At 55.0% G+C, this 17,672-nt stretch carries 12 protein-coding genes; 6 read left to right on the top strand and 6 right to left on the bottom strand.

Features of this window, described 5'->3' with window-relative positions:
- Nucleotides 1-64 precede the first annotated feature (64 nt).
- From CYR52_RS09040 to CYR52_RS09030, 3 genes are all read left to right on the top strand, one after another.
- Complete coding sequence (locus CYR52_RS09040; protein WP_072930457.1) at nucleotides 65-1,429, top strand: TolC family outer membrane protein; 1,365 nt, start codon at nucleotides 65-67, stop codon at nucleotides 1,427-1,429.
- A 77-nt stretch (nucleotides 1,430-1,506) separates the two neighbouring features.
- A complete protein-coding gene (locus tag CYR52_RS09035) occupies nucleotides 1,507-3,651 on the top strand; it encodes a type I secretion system permease/ATPase (RefSeq protein ID WP_072930455.1) in 2,145 nt (714 codons plus the stop codon).
- Nucleotides 3,652-3,661: 10 nt separating this feature from the next.
- Entirely contained in the window at nucleotides 3,662-4,828 is a 1,167-nt protein-coding gene (locus tag CYR52_RS09030; protein ID WP_072930453.1) for a beta-barrel domain-containing protein, read from the top strand.
- A gap of 637 nt (nucleotides 4,829-5,465) precedes the next feature.
- On the opposite strand, the gene CYR52_RS09020 is transcribed toward CYR52_RS09030, so the two are convergent.
- On the bottom strand, nucleotides 5,466-7,448 hold the full coding sequence (locus CYR52_RS09020; RefSeq protein ID WP_101828457.1) for a DUF4034 domain-containing protein: 1,983 nt from the start codon (nucleotides 7,446-7,448) through the stop codon (nucleotides 5,466-5,468).
- 777 nt (nucleotides 7,449-8,225) lie between these two features.
- On the opposite strand from CYR52_RS09020, the gene ompC reads away from it, so the two are divergent.
- From ompC to CYR52_RS09005, 3 genes are all read left to right on the top strand, one after another.
- The gene (gene ompC / locus CYR52_RS09015) at nucleotides 8,226-9,326 is read left to right on the top strand and encodes a porin OmpC (RefSeq protein WP_101828456.1); all 1,101 of its coding nucleotides are present in this window, start codon (nucleotides 8,226-8,228) and stop codon (nucleotides 9,324-9,326) included.
- Nucleotides 9,327-9,640: 314 nt separating this feature from the next.
- Nucleotides 9,641-11,866, top strand: coding sequence for a glycosyl hydrolase family 18 protein (locus CYR52_RS09010; RefSeq protein WP_101828455.1), 2,226 nt, complete (start codon nucleotides 9,641-9,643; stop codon nucleotides 11,864-11,866).
- A gap of 296 nt (nucleotides 11,867-12,162) precedes the next feature.
- A complete protein-coding gene (locus CYR52_RS09005; protein ID WP_101828454.1) occupies nucleotides 12,163-14,388 on the top strand; it encodes a glycosyl hydrolase family 18 protein in 2,226 nt (741 codons plus the stop codon).
- A 95-nt stretch (nucleotides 14,389-14,483) separates the two neighbouring features.
- Here CYR52_RS09005 and CYR52_RS09000 read toward each other — a convergent pair whose 3' ends face one another.
- The 5 genes from CYR52_RS09000 to CYR52_RS22810 all read right to left on the bottom strand — a co-directional run.
- Nucleotides 14,484-14,870 (bottom strand): helix-turn-helix domain-containing protein, encoded by a 387-nt coding sequence (locus CYR52_RS09000; protein WP_072930440.1) that lies wholly within the window; start codon nucleotides 14,868-14,870, stop codon nucleotides 14,484-14,486.
- A 115-nt stretch (nucleotides 14,871-14,985) separates the two neighbouring features.
- Complete coding sequence (locus CYR52_RS08995) at nucleotides 14,986-15,201, bottom strand: hypothetical protein (protein WP_072930438.1); 216 nt, start codon at nucleotides 15,199-15,201, stop codon at nucleotides 14,986-14,988.
- Between the two features lie 873 nt (nucleotides 15,202-16,074).
- Nucleotides 16,075-16,398, bottom strand: a complete 324-nt coding sequence (locus tag CYR52_RS08990; RefSeq protein WP_394853992.1) for a DUF2502 domain-containing protein — start codon at nucleotides 16,396-16,398, stop codon at nucleotides 16,075-16,077.
- A 155-nt stretch (nucleotides 16,399-16,553) separates the two neighbouring features.
- On the bottom strand, nucleotides 16,554-16,799 hold the full coding sequence (locus tag CYR52_RS08985) for a DinI-like family protein (protein WP_072930436.1): 246 nt from the start codon (nucleotides 16,797-16,799) through the stop codon (nucleotides 16,554-16,556).
- A 650-nt stretch (nucleotides 16,800-17,449) separates the two neighbouring features.
- Nucleotides 17,450-17,672 (bottom strand): hypothetical protein (locus CYR52_RS22810; protein ID WP_206605017.1); only part of this gene is annotated, 223 nt, incomplete at its 5' end.

Raw genomic sequence — 17,672 nt, 5'->3', positions numbered from 1 at the left:
CCGCGCGGCGGCGACGGCCGCCGCGCAGGATGGGATAAAAACCAGATAGGGGGTCGCGTCGGTAATGACCAGACAACGCAGGCGGTGTGCTGGGGTATTGCTCAGCACCCTTTGGATAACAGGGATAACAGCACCGGGCGCAGCCCATGCTGAGACACAACCGGAGTTTCACTGGCAGGCCGCACCCACCGAGGAGCAGCGGGCCAGCCTTACCCTGCGCGAAGCCATTTTGCGGGCTTTCGCGCGCAACCCACAAATCGCCTCGGCGGCGGCGCAAATCCACGTCGGCGAAGGTGACCTTAAACAGGCGCGCAGCGCCTGGTTCCCCCAGATCTCCCTGAACGCCTCGGCCGGGCACTCCAACCAGACGGACTCCGCCGGGCAGCTTAATAACAATGCGTCCGGCGGCATTGAGCTGAGCCAGTTGCTGTATGACTTCGGCAAAACCGGCGGCGCCATCGACGAGCAGGAGCAGCTCTCTGCCTCCTACCGTTACACGCTGTTCAGCACCATGACCGATGTCGGCCTCAGCACGCTCCAGACCTATCTGGAGGTGAAGCGCTACCAGGCGCTGACGCTGGCGGCGCGCGACAACATCGCGTCGCTTGAGCGGGTGCGGGACACCGCCAAAATGCGCGCCGACGCCGGGCTTAGCTCGCAGTCGGACGTGTTGCAGGCGCAGACCCGCATCGCCGGGATGCGCGCCACCCTGGAGCAGTACCGCGCCCAGCAACGCTCTGCCTCCGCGCAGCTCACGGTGCTGACCGGCGTGGTCTCTGACAACCTGCCCGATCTGCCGCAAAGCCTGCTGGAGCAGCAGGTGGCGCTGGACCGCATCCCGTACCAGAACAGCGCGCTGGTGCGCAGCGCCCAGGCCAAACAGGAAGCGGCGATCCAGCGGGTGCGCTCGCAGCGGGCGCAGCACTGGCCGACCCTGCGGGTGCAGGCCGGGCGCACACGCTATGAAAATGACACCCGTTCCTACTGGGACGATCAGGTGCAGCTGGCGGTAGAGGCCCCGGTCTATCAGGGCGGGGCGATCAGCGCGCAGGTGGAATCCGCCGAGGGTGAGCGCGAGGCGGCGCAGGCGGAGGTGGAAAAGGCCAAGCTGGACATCAACCAGAAAGCCTCCACCGCCTATGCGGACATGATCGGCGCGCAGCAGCGCCAGCAGGCGGGGGATGAGCAGTATGAGAGCGCCATCCACACCCGCAGCGTCTATCAGGATGAGTACAAACTCAGCAAGCGCAGCCTCAATGACCTGTTGACGGTGGAGCAGGATGTGTTCCAGGCGGACACCATGCGCATCGGCGCGTTGTATGACGGCTGGGACGGCACGGTGCGCTATGCAGCGGCAGTGGACAACCTGCTCGACATGCTGGGCATCGACCGGCAGCAGCAGAGCGGCGACAAGCTGCCTGCGCTGTAACCGGGCCGCGGCCCGTAAACTGTTTCTCCCGGACGGAGGCGGCCCACGCCCGGCCGGGACACCAGAGAGAGTGTGACATGAAAACAACAACGGAAGCATGGATCGCCGCGATGGTCAGGGCGGCGGAGATTTTCGGCAAGCCAGCCGATCCGCAGTTCCTGCGCCAGCAGATGCGCTGGTTCGAGCAGCTCAGCCCGGCGCGCCAGCTTGAGCGCCTGAGCGGGCTGATGGGGTTGCAGGTGAGTGTGGTGCCGCGTGACCGGGTGCGCTGGCGGCAGGAGGTGCTGCCGGCAATTGTGGTGCTGGAGCAGGGCACCACGGCGGTGATTGAGACGCTGGACGCCGACGGGCAGGCCGGTTACTGGTTGCAGGACGGCGGCGACATCCTGCGGCAGGCTGACCTCTCCTCGCTGCTTTCCCAGGGGGACAGCAACGTGGTGCTGGTCGGCGTGGCGGCGCGCGGGCGCGACAGGCGGATTGATGAGTTTGTGCAGCCCTACCGCAAGCACTGGTTCTGGCACAATTTCCGCGGTGCCGGGCGGCGGATCGGCGAAATTTCCCTGGCCTCGGTGATCGGTAACGTGCTGGCGCTGGCCGGGATCCTGTTCTCAATGCAGGTGTATGACCGGGTTATCCCGGCGGAGTCGTTCTCCTCGCTCTGGGTGCTGTTCGTTGGCGTGCTGCTGGCCGCGGCGATTGAGTACGGCATCCGGCTGATGCGCACCCGCGTCTCTGACCTGATGGGCAAACGCATCGACCTGAAAGTCTCCTCGCTGTTTTTCGCCCGCGCCATGAGCATGAAAAATGAGGCGCGGCCCAAATCCACCGGGTCGTTTATTTCGCAGTTGCGTGAGATTGACCAGGTGCGCGAGCTGCTGACCTCCACCACCGTCGGCGCGGCGGCGGATATGCCGTTTGTGCTGCTGTTTCTGGCGATCATGGCGTTTATCGGCGGGCCGCTGGTGATTATCCCGCTGCTGGCGATCCCGCTGATCGTGATCCCCGGCCTGCTTATCCAGATCCCGATGGCGAAGCTGGCGAAAGAGGGGATGCGCGAGGGCGCGCTGCGCAATGCGGTGCTGGTCGAGGCGATCGAGGGCATTGAGGACATCAAGGCCCTGCAGGCGGAACCCTATTTCCAGCGCCAGTGGGAGCAGAACCACGAGGTCGGCGCGACCATCGGCATGAAGCAGCGGCTGTGGGGCGCCCGCCTGACCGGCTGGGCCTCGACGGTGCAGCAACTCACCTACGCCGGGATGCTGGTGTTTGGGGTCTATCTGGTGCTGAACGGCGACATCACCACCGGGACGCTGGTGGCCGCCAGTTTGCTCTCGTCCCGCACCATTGCGCCGCTGATGCAATTGACGCTGGTGTTCTCGCGCTGGCAGCACGCCAAGAGCGCGATGAAGGGGCTGGACGAGTTGCTGAAAAAACCGCTCGACCGGCCGGAAGAGGGCGAGATGGCGCACTGCCCGGCGCTCAGCGGCCACTACCAGCTCAGCAATGTGCAGTACGCCTATGACGCGGAGCAGGGGCCGAATGTGCTCGGCGTCGGCAAGCTGGAGATCAAGCCCGGCGAACGGGTGGCGATCCTCGGCAAGGTCGGGGCGGGGAAATCGACGCTGCTGAAGTTGCTGGCCGGGCAGGCGACGCCCACCGGCGGCAAGATCATTATTGACGGGGTGGACATCACCCGCATCGACCCGGTGGATCTGCGCCGCCAGCTCGGTTACCTGTCGCAGGATTCACGGCTGTTTTTCGGCACCTTGCGGCAGAACCTGATGCTCGGCCACCCGCACGCCACCGATCAGGAGATGTTGCAGGCGCTGCGCATCAGCGGCGCGCTGAGTATGGTGCAGCAGGACGCCGCCAGCCTCGACCGGATTATCAATGAGGGCGGGCGCGGGCTGTCCGGCGGGCAGCAGCAGATGGTGCTGATCAGCCGGATGGTGCTGCGTAACCCGCAGGTGGTGCTGATGGATGAACCCACTGCCTCGATGGATGAGCAACTCGAGGAGTATGTGTTGCGCCAGATGCACAGCTGGCTGACCGGCCGCACGCTGGTGCTGGTGACCCACCGCCCGGCGCTGCTGAAGCTGGTGGACAGGATTGTGGTGATGGACAACGGGCGCGTGGTGGCGGATGGCCCGCGCGAGCAGATTCTGGCGAATGCGGCGGCCACGCAGGCCGCGGCCGCCAAGGCGCAACAGGGCGCAGCCTGAGGACAGGATTATGTCGCATATCGTAACGGATGAGTTTGAGCGCGATCAGAAGCGGGTGTCAGGGATTATCTGGCTCTCGCTGGTGGCGCTGGTGGTGTTTTTCGTCTGGGCTTATTTCGCGGTGCTGGATGAGGTGACGGTAGGGACCGGGAAGGTGACGCCGTCGAGCCGCGCCCAGCAGATCGAGAGTTTTGACGGCGGGGTCATCAAGCAGTTGCTGGTGCAGGAGGGGAGTATTGTCAATAAGGGGCAGATTCTGGCGCGCCTCGACCCGACGCGGTTCCAGTCGAATTACGGCGAAGCCGCCGCGCGGGTGCAGACGTTGCGCGCATCGGCGGAGCGGCTGACTGCCGAGCTGACCGGTGAGCCGCTGAAGTTCAGCCCGCAGACCATGAAATCCCCCGAGCTGGTGGCGCGTGAGCGGCAGCTCTATCTGTCGCGGTTGCAGAACCGCAATGAAACGGTGAAGAATTTGCAGGATTCATTGCGGCTGGTGGAGCAGGAGTTGCGGATGACCGAGCCGCTGGTGGCCAAGGGCGCGGCCGGGCAGGTGGAGGTGATCCGTTTGCGGCGGCAGGCCAGCGAGATCCGCGGGAAGATTGACGAGGCGCGCAACCAGTACGCGGTGAAAGCGCGTGAGGAGCAGGTAAAGAATAACGCCGATCTGGAAGCCGAGATGCAGGTGATGGCGGGCAAGGAGGATCAGGTGACGCGCGCCGATCTGTTCTCGCCGGTACGCGGGATAGTGAAAGACATTCAGGTCACGACCGTCGGCGGGGTGTTGCAGCCCGGCGGCAAGTTGATGGAGATTGTGCCGATTGAGGATCAACTGCTGATTGAAACCCGCATCAACCCGCGCGACATCGCTTACATCCGCCCCGGATTACCGGCGACGGTGAAGATCACGGCGTATGACTCGTCGATCTACGGCGATCTCAAGGGCCAGGTAGAGACCGTCTCCCCGGACACCATTCAGGACGAAGTCAAACGCGACCAGTTCTATTACCGGGTATACGTGCGCACCGGCAAAGCGACCCTCACCAACAAAGCCGGCCGCGAATTCCCGATTGTCCCCGGCATGGTCGCCACCGTCGACATCAAAACCGGCCAGAAGAGCGTGCTCGACTACCTGTTGAAACCGCTCAACAAAGTCAAAGAGTCGCTGCGGGAACGTTAACCCCCCAAGGCAGGCACCGCGCCTGCCTTTTTCTTATCTAAAGATTTGCATAGCCGCGGAACCGGATGAATATTGCTCGCCTACTTTTTCCTTACATAGCCAAGAATTTGCAATTTGGTGGGGGTGTAAAAATCATTGCTGAGTGGAGCCGGAAAGCGAAAACCGATGCACGTTCAGCGAAAGTAACGCGCCTACTTTTTCCTTACATACTAAAAGATATGCAGTTTGGTGGGGGCGTAAAAATCATTGTCGAGTGGAGCCGCAGGGCCGGGCGAGCGGACAGGATAGCCTAGAAAGCACCCCTACTTTTTCCTTACATACCTAAGGATTTGCAATCTGGTGGGGGCGTAAAAATCATTGCCGAGTGGAGCCGCAGGGCCGGGCGAGCACACAAGGATGTGTGCGAGAGGGACAGCCACGCCGGGAGCGTGTCTGTACCGGCCCGGAAAGCCCGGAGGCGAAATGAGGGGACACGCGAGAGCGTGCAATGATTCAGCCAAACCACCGAAAGTGCGCGGGTGCAGGGCGAGCGCACTGGCGCGCCCTGCTCGGTTGAGGCTGGGAAAGCCGGGCAGACAACTACACATGAACAACCGAAACCTGCCACCATACCTAACTAAAACACTCAGCCCAAGGCTTAACCATCACCCCTTAAAAAATCAATCCCCCCATCACTCACCTTCCGCCGATCCTGCCACAACCCCATCCTGTCCCGCAGGGACTCACTCAACCCGGCCAGCGCCACCTGCGCCGCCTCCAGCCCCGGATTAATCGAGAGCGCCAGCTCAAACAACTGTTGCGCCCGGTAACGGTTTTTCTCGCACCCCAGCCCCTCACGCCATGCCATGCCCAGCGACCAGGCGGCCTCCGCGCGGGTGCTGCTCTCCTCATCCCGGATGATCTCCGGCAACCACTGTTGCACCGCCTGCTGTTTGTCCGCCTCTGATCCGGCTTCCAGCGCCCAGGTGGCGCGCCAGTAGCGGGCGTTCAGGTCGCCGTGCTCAATCGCCTGCTGGTACCAGTGCATCGCCCCGGCGTAATCCGGCCCGCTGTCTGCGCCTTCGCGCAGGGCATTGGCGTACGCAAACATCGCCGGTACCAGCCCGGCTTCAGCGGCGCGCCCGGCCGCCTGCAACGCGCCTTGCGCACTGCGCAGATCCTCCGGCACATCCTCGTGCCAGGCATCGCGGTAAAACAGGTAGAGTTCGTAACTGTGCAGCGCACTGCCGCGCAGTGCCATGCCGAGCAACATCGTGTGGGCGGCGTGCAGATCGCCGTTCAGCGCCATGTCATGCGCCAGCGTGATCTGCTGCTGCTCAGTCACCGCCCGGTCAGGCTGCGCGGCCAGCAGCGAGGCGGCGTAATCCAGCAGCGACGCCGAAAGCCGCAGGTTCTCCTGCACGCCATACAGCCCATGTGCGCAGGCACAGGCGGCAAAGGCCGCCAGCAGCGCATCGGACGGGTAAGCACAGGCGCGCTGCAACAGCGTCGGCAGCACGGCGTGGGCATCCTCCACGCCGGAGGCCAGCACCGCGCGCGAGATAAACAGTGTGGCAGACGGCGCAGGCATCAGCTCCGGGGCCAGCGCCAGCAATTTGGCATAACAGGCCAGCCCGGCGGCGTCATCATCCTGCCAGTAGGCCAGGCACGGCGCGGCCGCTTCCAGCAGTTGCTGGTGCAGTGCCGGGGCAGGCGGCGGCGCCAGGGCGTCAGCCAGCTGTTGCTGGAGCGCTTCTGCCCGGTCGCTGCCGCGCTCCGCCACCTCGCCACTAAGCGCAAACAGCAGTATTTCGGCGCGGAAACGGCGGCAGGTCGCGTCGTCAAACCCTTCCTTGAGTACGCGCGCTAACACCGCCTCACTGTGCGCCGGGGAGCCGCCCCAGTGCGGTGACTGAAACACCAGCCAGGATTCCACCGTGCCGGTGTCACCCGGCCGCACCGCCAGCGCCAGCCGCAACCAGTAGTCAATGGCCTCTTCCTCTGCGCCGCGCGTGTCTGCCAGCGCCGCCGGCAACTGCGACGGCCACGGGTCAGGCGCACCCGCACCCAGCGCTTCCAGCCATGACAGCCCCTCCGCCCAGACCGGGTTGCCGGTCAGCCGGAATTTCTGGTGCAACGGCACCGGTACCTCACCGGCAAACAGCGCGCGCAGCCAGTAAGGTTCACCAAAGCCGCCGCTGAGGGTCATTAAATGGCGGAAAGCGTGGGTCGGCCGTGGGTGGCAGCCTACCGCCCGCAGCAGCGCCTGCACCGCGTGGTCACAGCAGAGCTGCGCGCCGAGCCATTGGCTGTCCGGCAGGGCGGCTTCGTCCCCCTGGCTGCGGATGGCCCACGCCTGCTCGTGCCAGAACATGCCCAGCAATACCTGGGCATGGTAACTCTGCGGCGAAAGCTGTACCCATTCGCGCAAGAGTTCGAGCCGGGCGGCCCCATCCAGCTCACTGCCGCTAAACAGGCTCTCCATGCTCATGATAAGCCCGTACTGGCTGTCCGGCGTGGTGTGCGACTGCCAGCCGCGCATTTGCATCAGCAGCCACTCATCCAGTTTGGCAAAACGGCGGGTCAGGAGCAGGGTGCGCGCCCGGAGGATGTCATCGGGCTGGGTGTCAGAAAGTGGCATGCGATTCCTTCAAGCTGGCTGAACGGGCTGCCGTGCGGCGGACGGCAAAAGTGGGGTAATTATGCGAAGTTTCTGCCCATAAGTCTAAGTAATGGCCATGAATCTCAGCAGCAGAATGTTCTGAGAAGCGCCGCCAACCGGCAGAAAGCAGGCCGGGGGGAAAGGGGCTTGCCGGAACCGGGGAAATAATGCCCGGAAGTGATAAACAAGGCGGGGCAGGTTATTACCGGAACTCAACGATAAGGGTTATTATCTGACCAATAAAGGGAGGGGGATATATTATTTCCCTCAGGTAATACAAGGTGGAAAATAATCGATAATAACGGTTATCACTCATCACGAGACGGAATTACCGCACAAAAAGGCAATAAAAAACCGGCCATAAGGCCGGTGCAAAAACAATCAAATTATCTGAGATAATGAAGGTAATAAATACAAATAATGATGATAGCAGGCGCTATTATAGCGGGGGGATTAGGATTTCCTTTATCATTCGGTGCGATACAGGTGGTGTAAATTAACTTATTGAATTTAATGTTATTTTTTAAAATATAGGCAAAATAGTACATTATTTGACTGCATTGGCAGCATAATCAGTCACCATTTAATTACATATTGATACGCTTACTCATAACAAAGAAACATTATCGATAAATTAGTAGCATTTTCTTTCTGGATTAGTTATGCACTTATCCTGAGAATGAATTCGCCTTGTCGGGCTTAATTATTCATCGGTAACTGTGGCGCACACCCGACATCACGATCAAGGACACTACTATGAAACTCCGCATTCTTTCTCTGATGGTTCCCGCTTTATTGGTTGCCGGCACCGCAGGTGCTGCAGAAATTTATAACAAAGATGGCAACAAGCTGGATCTGTTCGGCAAAATTGACGGCCTGCACTACTTCTCTGACAACGACGGCAGCGATGGTGACCAGTCATACATGCGTTTTGGCCTGCGTGGTGAGACGCAGATCAGCAATCAGTTAACCGGGTACGGCGAATGGGAATACCAGGTCGCACTGAATACATCTGAAGACGAAGGCACCGCTGACACTTACACCCGCGTCGGGTTTGCCGGTTTGAAATTCGGTGACTACGGCTCACTGGATTACGGCCGTAACTACGGCATCATTTATGACGCCAGTGCCTGGACTGACGTGCTGCCGGAATTCGGCGGCGACACCTACGGTGCCGATAACTTCATGATGCAGCGCGGTAACGGGATGCTGACCTACCGCAACAACAACTTCTTTGGCCTGGTTGACGGCCTGAGCTTTGGCCTGCAATACCAGGGCAAAAACAACAGCGGCACTGAAGCAGAAGGCCGTGATGTGCTGGACAGCAACGGTGACGGCTACGGCATGTCACTCTCCTACGACCTGGGCAACGGCATCAGCGCAGCGGCAGCCTATGCCAGCTCTGACCGTACCTCTGACCAGAACAGCGACGCGCTGTATGGCCGCGGTGACCGCGCAGACGCCTACACCGGCGGCCTGAAATATGACGCCAACAACATCTACCTGGCGGCGATGTACACCAAAACCTACAACGCCACCCGCTTCGGCGGCGGCGGCAGCACTATCGAAGGTTTTGCCAACGAAGCAGACAACTGGGAAGCAGTGGCACAGTACCAGTTCGACTTCGGCCTGCGCCCGTCTGTGGCGTACCTGCAATCCCGCGGTAAAGACATTGAAGGCTTCGGTAACCAGGATCTGCTGAAATATGTGGATGTCGGTGCGACGTACTACTTCAACAAAAACATGTCGACCTATGTTGATTACAAAATCAACCTGCTGGATGACAATGAATTCACCAACGCAGCCGGCATCAACACCGATGACGTGGTGGGTGTGGGCCTGGTTTACCAGTTCTGACGTTTCACACCGCTGCCTGTATTCGCCCCCTGTTGGGGGCGTTTTTATTTCGCTTACGCGCTTTTTATTCCTTATTTATTATTCCTTTTTGTTTTTTCTTTTTGCTTTTCTTTTTATTCCCATCATTTAAATATCACACGCTTTTTTTCACTGTTCAGTAAAGAGTGAAAATAGCAGGGTGTTTAGCTTCACTCAAAATTAACCAAAGATGTAATAATTATTAATTTCGCTGTGAGTTAGTTTGTTTATTATTCCCCGGAAGTTAATTGAGCTTGATATGATCGCGAGTTTAATCTTTCACAAGGAAAGTAATGATGAAACTAAATAAAATAACCGCGGCCCTGATCCTGTCAGCGGTTGCCCTTCCTTTATATACATCAGCAGCCACCCTCAGCGCCAACGACAGTACTAATACCATTTCCGGCCTCGACAGCAGCCAGATGATCTCCACGGATAACGGCCATAAGTGGAAAGCCTATACCAATGAGAGCCAGAATAATTTCCCCGGTACGCTGACGGTCACGGTAGCGGTGAAGGACGATCAGGCGATTAACTCCGTGGAGTATGATCCGTCCGTCGCCTATTCCGAAGCCGGTACCGTGGTGCGTTATAACGGCTATTACTGGACCAACCAATGGTGGGCGAACCCAGGCGAATTGCCGGGCAGCAATGCGGTCTGGACACGAGGTGATAAAATCGGGATTAACACCCTCGCCACCTTTAAATTCACCCCGTATACCGGCCAGGAAGCGATAGATTTCCAGAATCAGCAAAAAGCCAACGTCGCTGCACAACGCAAAGTTACCGGCTATTTCCCGGAATGGGGCGTGTATGACGCGCATGAAAACTTCACCCCGGACAAAATTGATTTCTCTCTGCTGACCCACCTGAATTACGGCTTTGGGATAGTGAAAAGCGGCGAGGTAGAAATTCATGATACTGAGCAAGGCCCGTTATTACTGGCAGAGCTGGATGAGATGACCGAAGAAGCGGGCGTCTCGTATATGGCGTCTATCGGCGGCTGGAATAACTCGGAAGAGGGCGTATTTGAAGAGGCCACCGCGACCGATGCGGGCGTGGAAAAACTGGCCAACAGCATGATGGCCTTTATGCTGGAATGGGGCTTTGACGGGATTGACGTGGACTGGGAATACCCGGACAGCGACACAGAAAAAACCCAGTTCACCAAGCTGATTCAAAGCCTGCGCAGCAAGCTGGACGCGCAGGGCAAGAAAGATGACAAGTACTACCAGCTCTCTGCGGCGGTGACCACCAACCACAACAACATTAAGTTTATCAACCCGGAGGTGACGACGCCGCTGCTGGACAGCGTGAACGTGATGGCGTATGACATTCACGGCGCGTTTGACCCGATCACCGGCCACAACGCCCCGCTGTATGCCAACAGCCAGGACGCCGACCTGAAACTCAATTCATCATCAGCCATGAAAGAGTACGCCGACACCTATAAGGTGCCAAAAAATAAACTGCTGATGGGGATCCCGTTCTATGGCCGCGGCTGGGGTGATGTTGAGCCGACCGAAATCGTTCAGGGGCTGCCGGGGCTGTTTGCGCCGGGCAGTGCGACCATCCACGGTGCCTGGGACGACGATGGCCAGTTCACCGGCACCAACCCGTGGTATCTGCTGAAACAGAAAGTGGCCAGCGGCGACTATACCCGTTACTGGGACAGGGAATCACGCGTGCCGTATCTCTATAACGCCGCCACCAAAGAGTTCCTGACCTATGACGACCCGCAATCTGTGCGTGAAAAAGTCGATTTCATCAATAACGAAGGCTATGGCGGCGCGATTATCTGGGACCTGAGCGGCGACACGCCGGATCATGAACTTGGTAAAATCGTGAAAGATGTGAAAGAGTATGTGGTGGAAGACAGCGATGTTGAAGCCGTATATATCGATGTCTTTGACAGTAAACGCCGTATTAACGTTAACTTCGACAATGAAAAATTAAAAGAGAGCAGTTATCAGATAGAGGTAGATGGCGAGTCTATTTTCTCAACATCAAACGGTAAAATCTATAATGCTCAACAAGACAATGCCGGTGAGGTCACGACAGCCTATTCCTATGATGTGTCAAAGTATCTGGCACCTGGGAAAGTCGTTACCGTTAAACGAACCTCCCCGAATGAGAAAGTGCTGAAGACACTGACTGTGACAGAAGCTATGCTGGAAAATAATCGTGACCCGATCGCAAATGAGGATATTACTGGCCTGCGGATTGAAAAACGTAATGGGGTGAATGGTATTGCTGTTGATTTCAAACGCGATAAGCTGGATGGCAACAATAGCTACTACGCAAAAATAAGCGGTGAAGACTTTGAGGGTAACTACGTTCTCTCCTGCTATGTAGGTAAATGCTATTACGCTTCTCGTGAGAATAAAAATGATAATACTTCCATCATTCATGGTGGTGGTGGTAAGTTACTTAAAGCGGGGAATGAAGTGATCATTGAGCGTCGTGCACCAAATCCAGGTGTGTTGATGAAAATGACCATTACTGAAGATATGTTGAAATAATATTTAAATGATATCGGTAGTGCCATGTCAACGCCCCGACAATACATGTCGGGGCGTTTTTTATTGTACTCATCTTGACTTACCGCCTGCTAACAACATTCCTGCCTTTTCCCATCTGCAATCACTATTAAAAACCCCGCATTTACGCGCCCACAACATATTATTAATTTAAATAATGCTTAATTTAGAGTGTAGCAATAATTACTTTTAGTCTTGGCCGATTTATTTATCATCCACGCTCGTTTTAATTAAATACCGTTATGATCAACACATAAATTATTTTAAAGGATATAATTATGAAACTAAGCAAGATCACGACTGCCATTCTTTTGGCGGCTGTGTCTGCACCTTTGGCTGTGTCAGCGGCTGCACTGTCAGCCAATGACAACACCAATAAAATTTCCGGTCTTGATAAGAGCCAGATGATTTCCCGTGATAATGGGAAAACCTGGTCAGCTTATGTCTCTGAAAAGCAGAATAATTTTACCGGCACTCTGAGCGTTGTTGTCGCGAAGAAAGATGATCAGGCGATTAAAGCGGTTGATTATGATCCCACGGCTACCTATTCCCAGGCGAATACACTGGTGCGTTACAACGGCTACTACTGGAGCAACAAGTGGTGGTCTAACCCAGGCGAACTGCCGGGCAGCAATGAAGTCTGGGCAAAAGGCACGAAAATTGCGGTGAATAAGCTCGCTACGTTCAAATTCACGCCTTTTACCGGCAAACAAGCCACAGATTTCCAAAAGCAACAAAAAGCGAAAGTCGCTGAACAACGTAAAGTGATCGGTTACTTCCCTGAGTGGGGTGTGTATGACGCGCATAAAAACTTTACCCCGGAAAAAATCGATTTCTCTCAAATTACCCATCTGAATTATGGCTTTGCCGTGGTTAAAAATGGTGAAGTCGGCATTCATGACACCTATAAAGGGCCTGAATTACTCCGTCAACTCGATAAGATGACCGAAGACGCAGGTGTCACCAATATGATTTCGGTGGGCGGCTGGAATAACTCCTTCGAAGGCGTCTTCGAAGCGGCGACAGCCACCGATGCGGGCGTGGATAAACTGGCCAACAGTATGGTGGCCTTTATGCTGGAATGGGGTTTCGACGGGGTTGACGTGGACTGGGAATACCCGGATACCGCAGCCGAAAAAGCGCAATTCACCAAACTGATGCAGAGCCTGCGCAGCAAGCTGGATGCGCAGGGCAAGAAAGATGACAAGTACTATCAGCTCTCTGCGGCAGTGACCACCAACCACAAAAACATTGAATTTATCAACCCGGCTGTGACCACCCCGTTAATGGACAGCGTGAACGTGATGGCGTATGACATTCACGGCGCGTTTGATTCTATTACCGGCCACAACGCCCCGCTGTATGCCAACAGCCAGGATGCTGACCAGAAACTCAACGTCGCCTCCACGCTGAAAGAGTACGCGGAAACCTATCACGTACCGAAAAACAAGCTGATGGTCGGCATCCCTTACTATGGCCGCGGCTGGGGCAATGTCGAGCCGACCGAAATCGTCAAAGGTCTGCCTGGCTTGCTTGCGGCAGGTTCTGCGACCTCTCAGGGGGCCTGGGATGACGCTGGTCAGTTCACCGGCACTAACCCGTGGTATGTGCTGAAAGAAAAACTGGCCAACGGTGGCTTTACCCGTTACTGGGACAGCGAATCTCAGGTGCCGTATATGTATAACGCCGCCACCAAAGAGTTCCTGACCTATGACGATGCGGAATCTGTCCGTAAAAAAGTCAACTTCATTAACAAAGAAGGCTACGGCGGTGCGATTGTCTGGGATCTGAGTGGCGATACGCCGGATCATGAACTGGGCAAAATCGTGAAAGATGTCAAAGAGTATGTCGCCGGCGAAAATGATGTCGAATCTATTTTTGTTGATGTTCTTGATAATAAGCGCCGCATTAACGTTAACTTTGATAAAGACCAGCTGAAATCCACTAATAACTACCGGGTGGCACTGGATGGTGCCTATGTATTTTCCGGCTCGAAGGGCAGTGTTTACTACAGTGCTCAAAAGACTTACGGTGATATTACCAACGTCTACACCGCTAATGTTTCTAACCAGGTAACACCGGGTAAGGTCATTACCGTTGAGCGCACCTATCCTGACAATAAAGTACTGAAAACGTTGACCGTCACTGAAAATATGTTGAATAACACCAACCCGGTCATTGCGAATGACGATGTCACCGCAATCCGGATTGAAAAACGTAACGGTAAGCCAAATGTTGCTATCGATTTCAAAACCGATAAATTAAAAGGCCAGAACGGTTATATTGTGAAACTTGACGGCCCGGACAGAAAAGGCCGTTATACTTTCCATTGCGATAACGGCAAATGCCAATATGGCAAAATCGAAGATAAAGGCAATAACATCTCCACCGTTTACACTACCGGTGGTGGCTTTAAAGCTAACCATAAAATCATCGTTGAGCGCCGCGCACCGAATCCAGGCGTGCTGATGGAAATGATGATCACTGAAGATATGCTGAAATAATTCCGGCACTATTCAGTAATACGTTGTTCAAACGCCCCGGCTTCCATGACCGGGGCGTTTTTTATCGCCATTACATAGCGCCGGGCAGGCCGGTATCAGGCTGTTTTCTGGTGGATGAGGTGCAGCGGCGGGGCGATGTCCAGCGTGATGTCCGGGTTTTGCCGGAACTCGTGCGGGGTAATGTTAAAGCGCTTGCGGAACATGTAGGTAAAGTGCGACTGGGAGCCGAAGCCAAAATCCATCGCAATATCGAAAATCGGCGTATCGCTGGCACTGAGCTGGTATACCGCGCCCGCCAGACGGCGTTCGCGGATGTACTTACCCAGCGAAATGCCTGTGGATTCTTTGAACAGTTTCTGCATGTGCCACAGGGAGTAACCGGAGTAGTCGGCCAGCTCTTCCAGATGGATGACGCGGCCAAGGTGGTTTTCAATCCACTTGCTCAGGGCGCAGACAACTGTGATATGAATATCGTGTGCCATGGGTTTGTCTGTTTCTGAATTTGATATAGGGCAGTATACACAAAAACGATGAAATAGCGGAGCGGGAGAGGCAGGGTGGCATGCAGCGGCCCGGCTTCCGGACCGCCACAGAGAATCAGTGATGGAGATGACGGGTAATGATGCCCAGCGCAGCGGCGCGGTCGTCAGCAGGATCGGGCGATAATGCATAGGCACCCTGCGCATCAATCCTGACTGCCCACCAACCCTCTGCCTCGCCAAAGATGGCGTAACTTCCCTGTTCACAGGCCGTCAGCAGCTCATCAGCCTCAAGCTGATAGACGACGTTATCCAGATAGACCGTTTTAATCATTTCTCATCCTTGAACATTGATGGCCTGAATACAACCGGCGGCATTATTGCTACCTGGCTGCGGTATTCAGGAATACCTCAAGCCGGCACTCTAGTATCAGCCTGCTGCCGGTGGCTGTGAAGCATAACGTCTCAAATCTGCGAGTTGTCACAAAAAGTGAGAGGATGAAAAAGGTAAGTTACTACTTTTCAGCAGATTACCTCTGTTTTGGTCATCGGGACGATGGGCTGCCCGGTTAAAAAAGTTGTACGGCCAGCATGACCATCGAAAACCAGAACAGGGCGCAGCCGCTCAGCAGCAAGGTCCAGACAGAAGACAGTGTTGGGATCAGGGTCATAGCAGCCTCAGGCATCAGGGAAGAGAGGTGCCATTATTGATCACCCGCCTGGCGGCAATAGGAGGAGCAGAGAGGGGTTTTGCTGTTAATTTAGGCGGTAAACATTTACTTAAACCGTCGCCCACGGATAAACCAGGCAATGGCATCATTCAGCACCGCCATTGCCGCCGGAATACCGGCCATCAGCCAGTAAAAATGCGTGCCCTTGACCGGGGTACCGCTACCGCGTTCAGCCCCACGGATTAGTCCCTTGCATCAGCGAAATAATGCCGGCGCACACGGCAATAAAACAGACAAAAACGATCAATAACCGAATCATCAGCCACGACTCCCTTAATGAGGTTGGGAAATTTACCGGGCAATATTTTTTCAGAAACCCATTAAAAAACAAACTGAATTTCTTATTGATATGCCTTTGCCGCAAAGAGGACAGTGAAAACCGTACGGGAATCAGGGGGAAAGGGAAGGGGGAACGGCGAAAACCGGGTTAATGATGTCGAAAATTAACCGGCAGCCCTCAGGGCAGCCGGTGAGTATTACCAGTCATCATGACCATGATGATGCCAGTGCGGCGGGGGGCCGTCGTGCCAGTCATCATGCCAGTGCGGCGGCGGGGGCGGCGGGCCGTCATCGTGCGGCTCTTCCACCCAGACCCAGCGGCCATCTTCGTGATGGCGGTGATGGTGGTGCCACCACTGCGGATCACGCCAGTCATCACCGTCCCAGTAATAACCACGCCGATCCTGGTCACCAATATGCAGTGACAGCCCAGGGACATTCACGCCCAGTTCAACGCCCGCATGGGAAACCAGCGGGCAGGACAATAACAGGGCAAACAGTGTGACGGCTTTTTTCATCATAATAAACTCCAGCGCCTGATAGTCAGGTGCCGCTAAAGTAATCCTGAAAAAAACCAGCGCCTATAGGATTTTATCCCATTTACGCAGTCATACGGATTCTTAACAGTTGCGACTGAAAAAACACACTTTTTTCCATTTTAAGCCATTTTCCGCGTTTAATAGTCGCTGTGTGTCAGCCATTCATCCGCATCATCAAACATCTCTTCCACTAATCGGTTCAACACCGATTTGTCTTGTTTGTTGGCGTCACTGTTCAGGCCATTCGCCTGCATCGCTTTCACTTTGATTTCGGCATCCGGGAACACACGGTGTACACGTTTGGTCAGCTCAGCGGTAATCATGGCATGGGCGTTCGGCAGCCCGGCCACATTGCGTTTATCGTAAATCAGCTCTACACGCATGGCGCGTCCTTATAAGGTGGCAAATTCAAGGTGGACGAATATACAGTGGTTGCTGTCATTTCGCTATGGGTTTGCCGGGTGAGGCAAAAAAATTTTTTATGGTAGCCAGATCAGCAAGCTTGTAGGCAAAGTGCAGTGAAATCGCGGGCTGTCATCAGGCCTGTAACAGCACATGCCCGGTGAATCATTTTTCAACGGATACATTACGTGAAGCTGAAAAAGTATACCGGTAGCCTGCGCTCTGCATATTACCCCATAAATGCTGAATCATAGCCTCGGCATAGTTTAATACCTTCTTATACATTGCTCCCGAAGAAATAGAGATAAACTCAGGCGTAGGGTCTTATCTTGTTTAAATAAGAATCTTAGGTATTTCCTATTATGGAATAGTGAAACAAGTTGAATTTTGGCCTGATCGAAAAAGCAACTATTTATTTGAGTGATTAAATCATAATTTTTATACTTTAATTCTATGATTGTAGGCTGGCTAATGTTTAATTGTTAATCTTAAATATTGTTAAAGTCATGATCTTATTAAATCGCTTTCTGTAAATATCTTTGATTTTAAAGGATATTTATGGAATCAAATGAAGCAATAAGAGGGTGGTTAAATTTATAGTAACCAGGGTTTACTATTGTATAAAAAATAATTATAGCAAAAGTGTGTAAAGTGGGTCTTTTAAGTTGATATTATTTGTGCCTATAAATTTAAGTGGTATTTTAAGCGGGTAGGTGGTCGGCCTTTTATGCTTTTCCCAAGGCGAATTATTTCTTAATTGCGCCTTCTCTTTCCTTATATAAAAGGAGTTATCGTGTCCAGTTCGTTTCAAAATGAGATCCCCAAGGCCCGCGTTAATATAAAGCTTGATCTGC

Source organism: Chimaeribacter arupi, assembly GCF_002858805.1.
Lineage (GTDB): Bacteria > Pseudomonadota > Gammaproteobacteria > Enterobacterales > Enterobacteriaceae > Chimaeribacter > Chimaeribacter arupi.
Note: the sequence above shows the minus strand (reverse complement) of the source record. Positions and strands in the feature narration are given on the sequence as shown.

What these genes read in the sequence shown, in the direction of transcription:
- CYR52_RS09040 (WP_072930457.1), top strand. Translation starts at nt 65, where the DNA reads ATGACCAGACAACGCAGGCGGTGTGCTGGGGTATTGCTCAGCACCCTT.
- CYR52_RS09035 (WP_072930455.1), top strand. Translation starts at nt 1,507, where the DNA reads ATGAAAACAACAACGGAAGCATGGATCGCCGCGATGGTCAGGGCGGCG.
- CYR52_RS09030 (WP_072930453.1), top strand. Translation starts at nt 3,662, where the DNA reads ATGTCGCATATCGTAACGGATGAGTTTGAGCGCGATCAGAAGCGGGTG.
- CYR52_RS09020 (WP_101828457.1), bottom strand. Translation starts at nt 7,448, where the DNA reads ATGCCACTTTCTGACACCCAGCCCGATGACATCCTCCGGGCGCGCACC.
- ompC (WP_101828456.1), top strand. Translation starts at nt 8,226, where the DNA reads ATGAAACTCCGCATTCTTTCTCTGATGGTTCCCGCTTTATTGGTTGCC.
- CYR52_RS09010 (WP_101828455.1), top strand. Translation starts at nt 9,641, where the DNA reads ATGAAACTAAATAAAATAACCGCGGCCCTGATCCTGTCAGCGGTTGCC.
- CYR52_RS09005 (WP_101828454.1), top strand. Translation starts at nt 12,163, where the DNA reads ATGAAACTAAGCAAGATCACGACTGCCATTCTTTTGGCGGCTGTGTCT.
- CYR52_RS09000 (WP_072930440.1), bottom strand. Translation starts at nt 14,870, where the DNA reads ATGGCACACGATATTCATATCACAGTTGTCTGCGCCCTGAGCAAGTGG.
- CYR52_RS08995 (WP_072930438.1), bottom strand. Translation starts at nt 15,201, where the DNA reads ATGATTAAAACGGTCTATCTGGATAACGTCGTCTATCAGCTTGAGGCT.
- CYR52_RS08990 (WP_394853992.1), bottom strand. Translation starts at nt 16,398, where the DNA reads ATGATGAAAAAAGCCGTCACACTGTTTGCCCTGTTATTGTCCTGCCCG.
- CYR52_RS08985 (WP_072930436.1), bottom strand. Translation starts at nt 16,799, where the DNA reads ATGCGTGTAGAGCTGATTTACGATAAACGCAATGTGGCCGGGCTGCCG.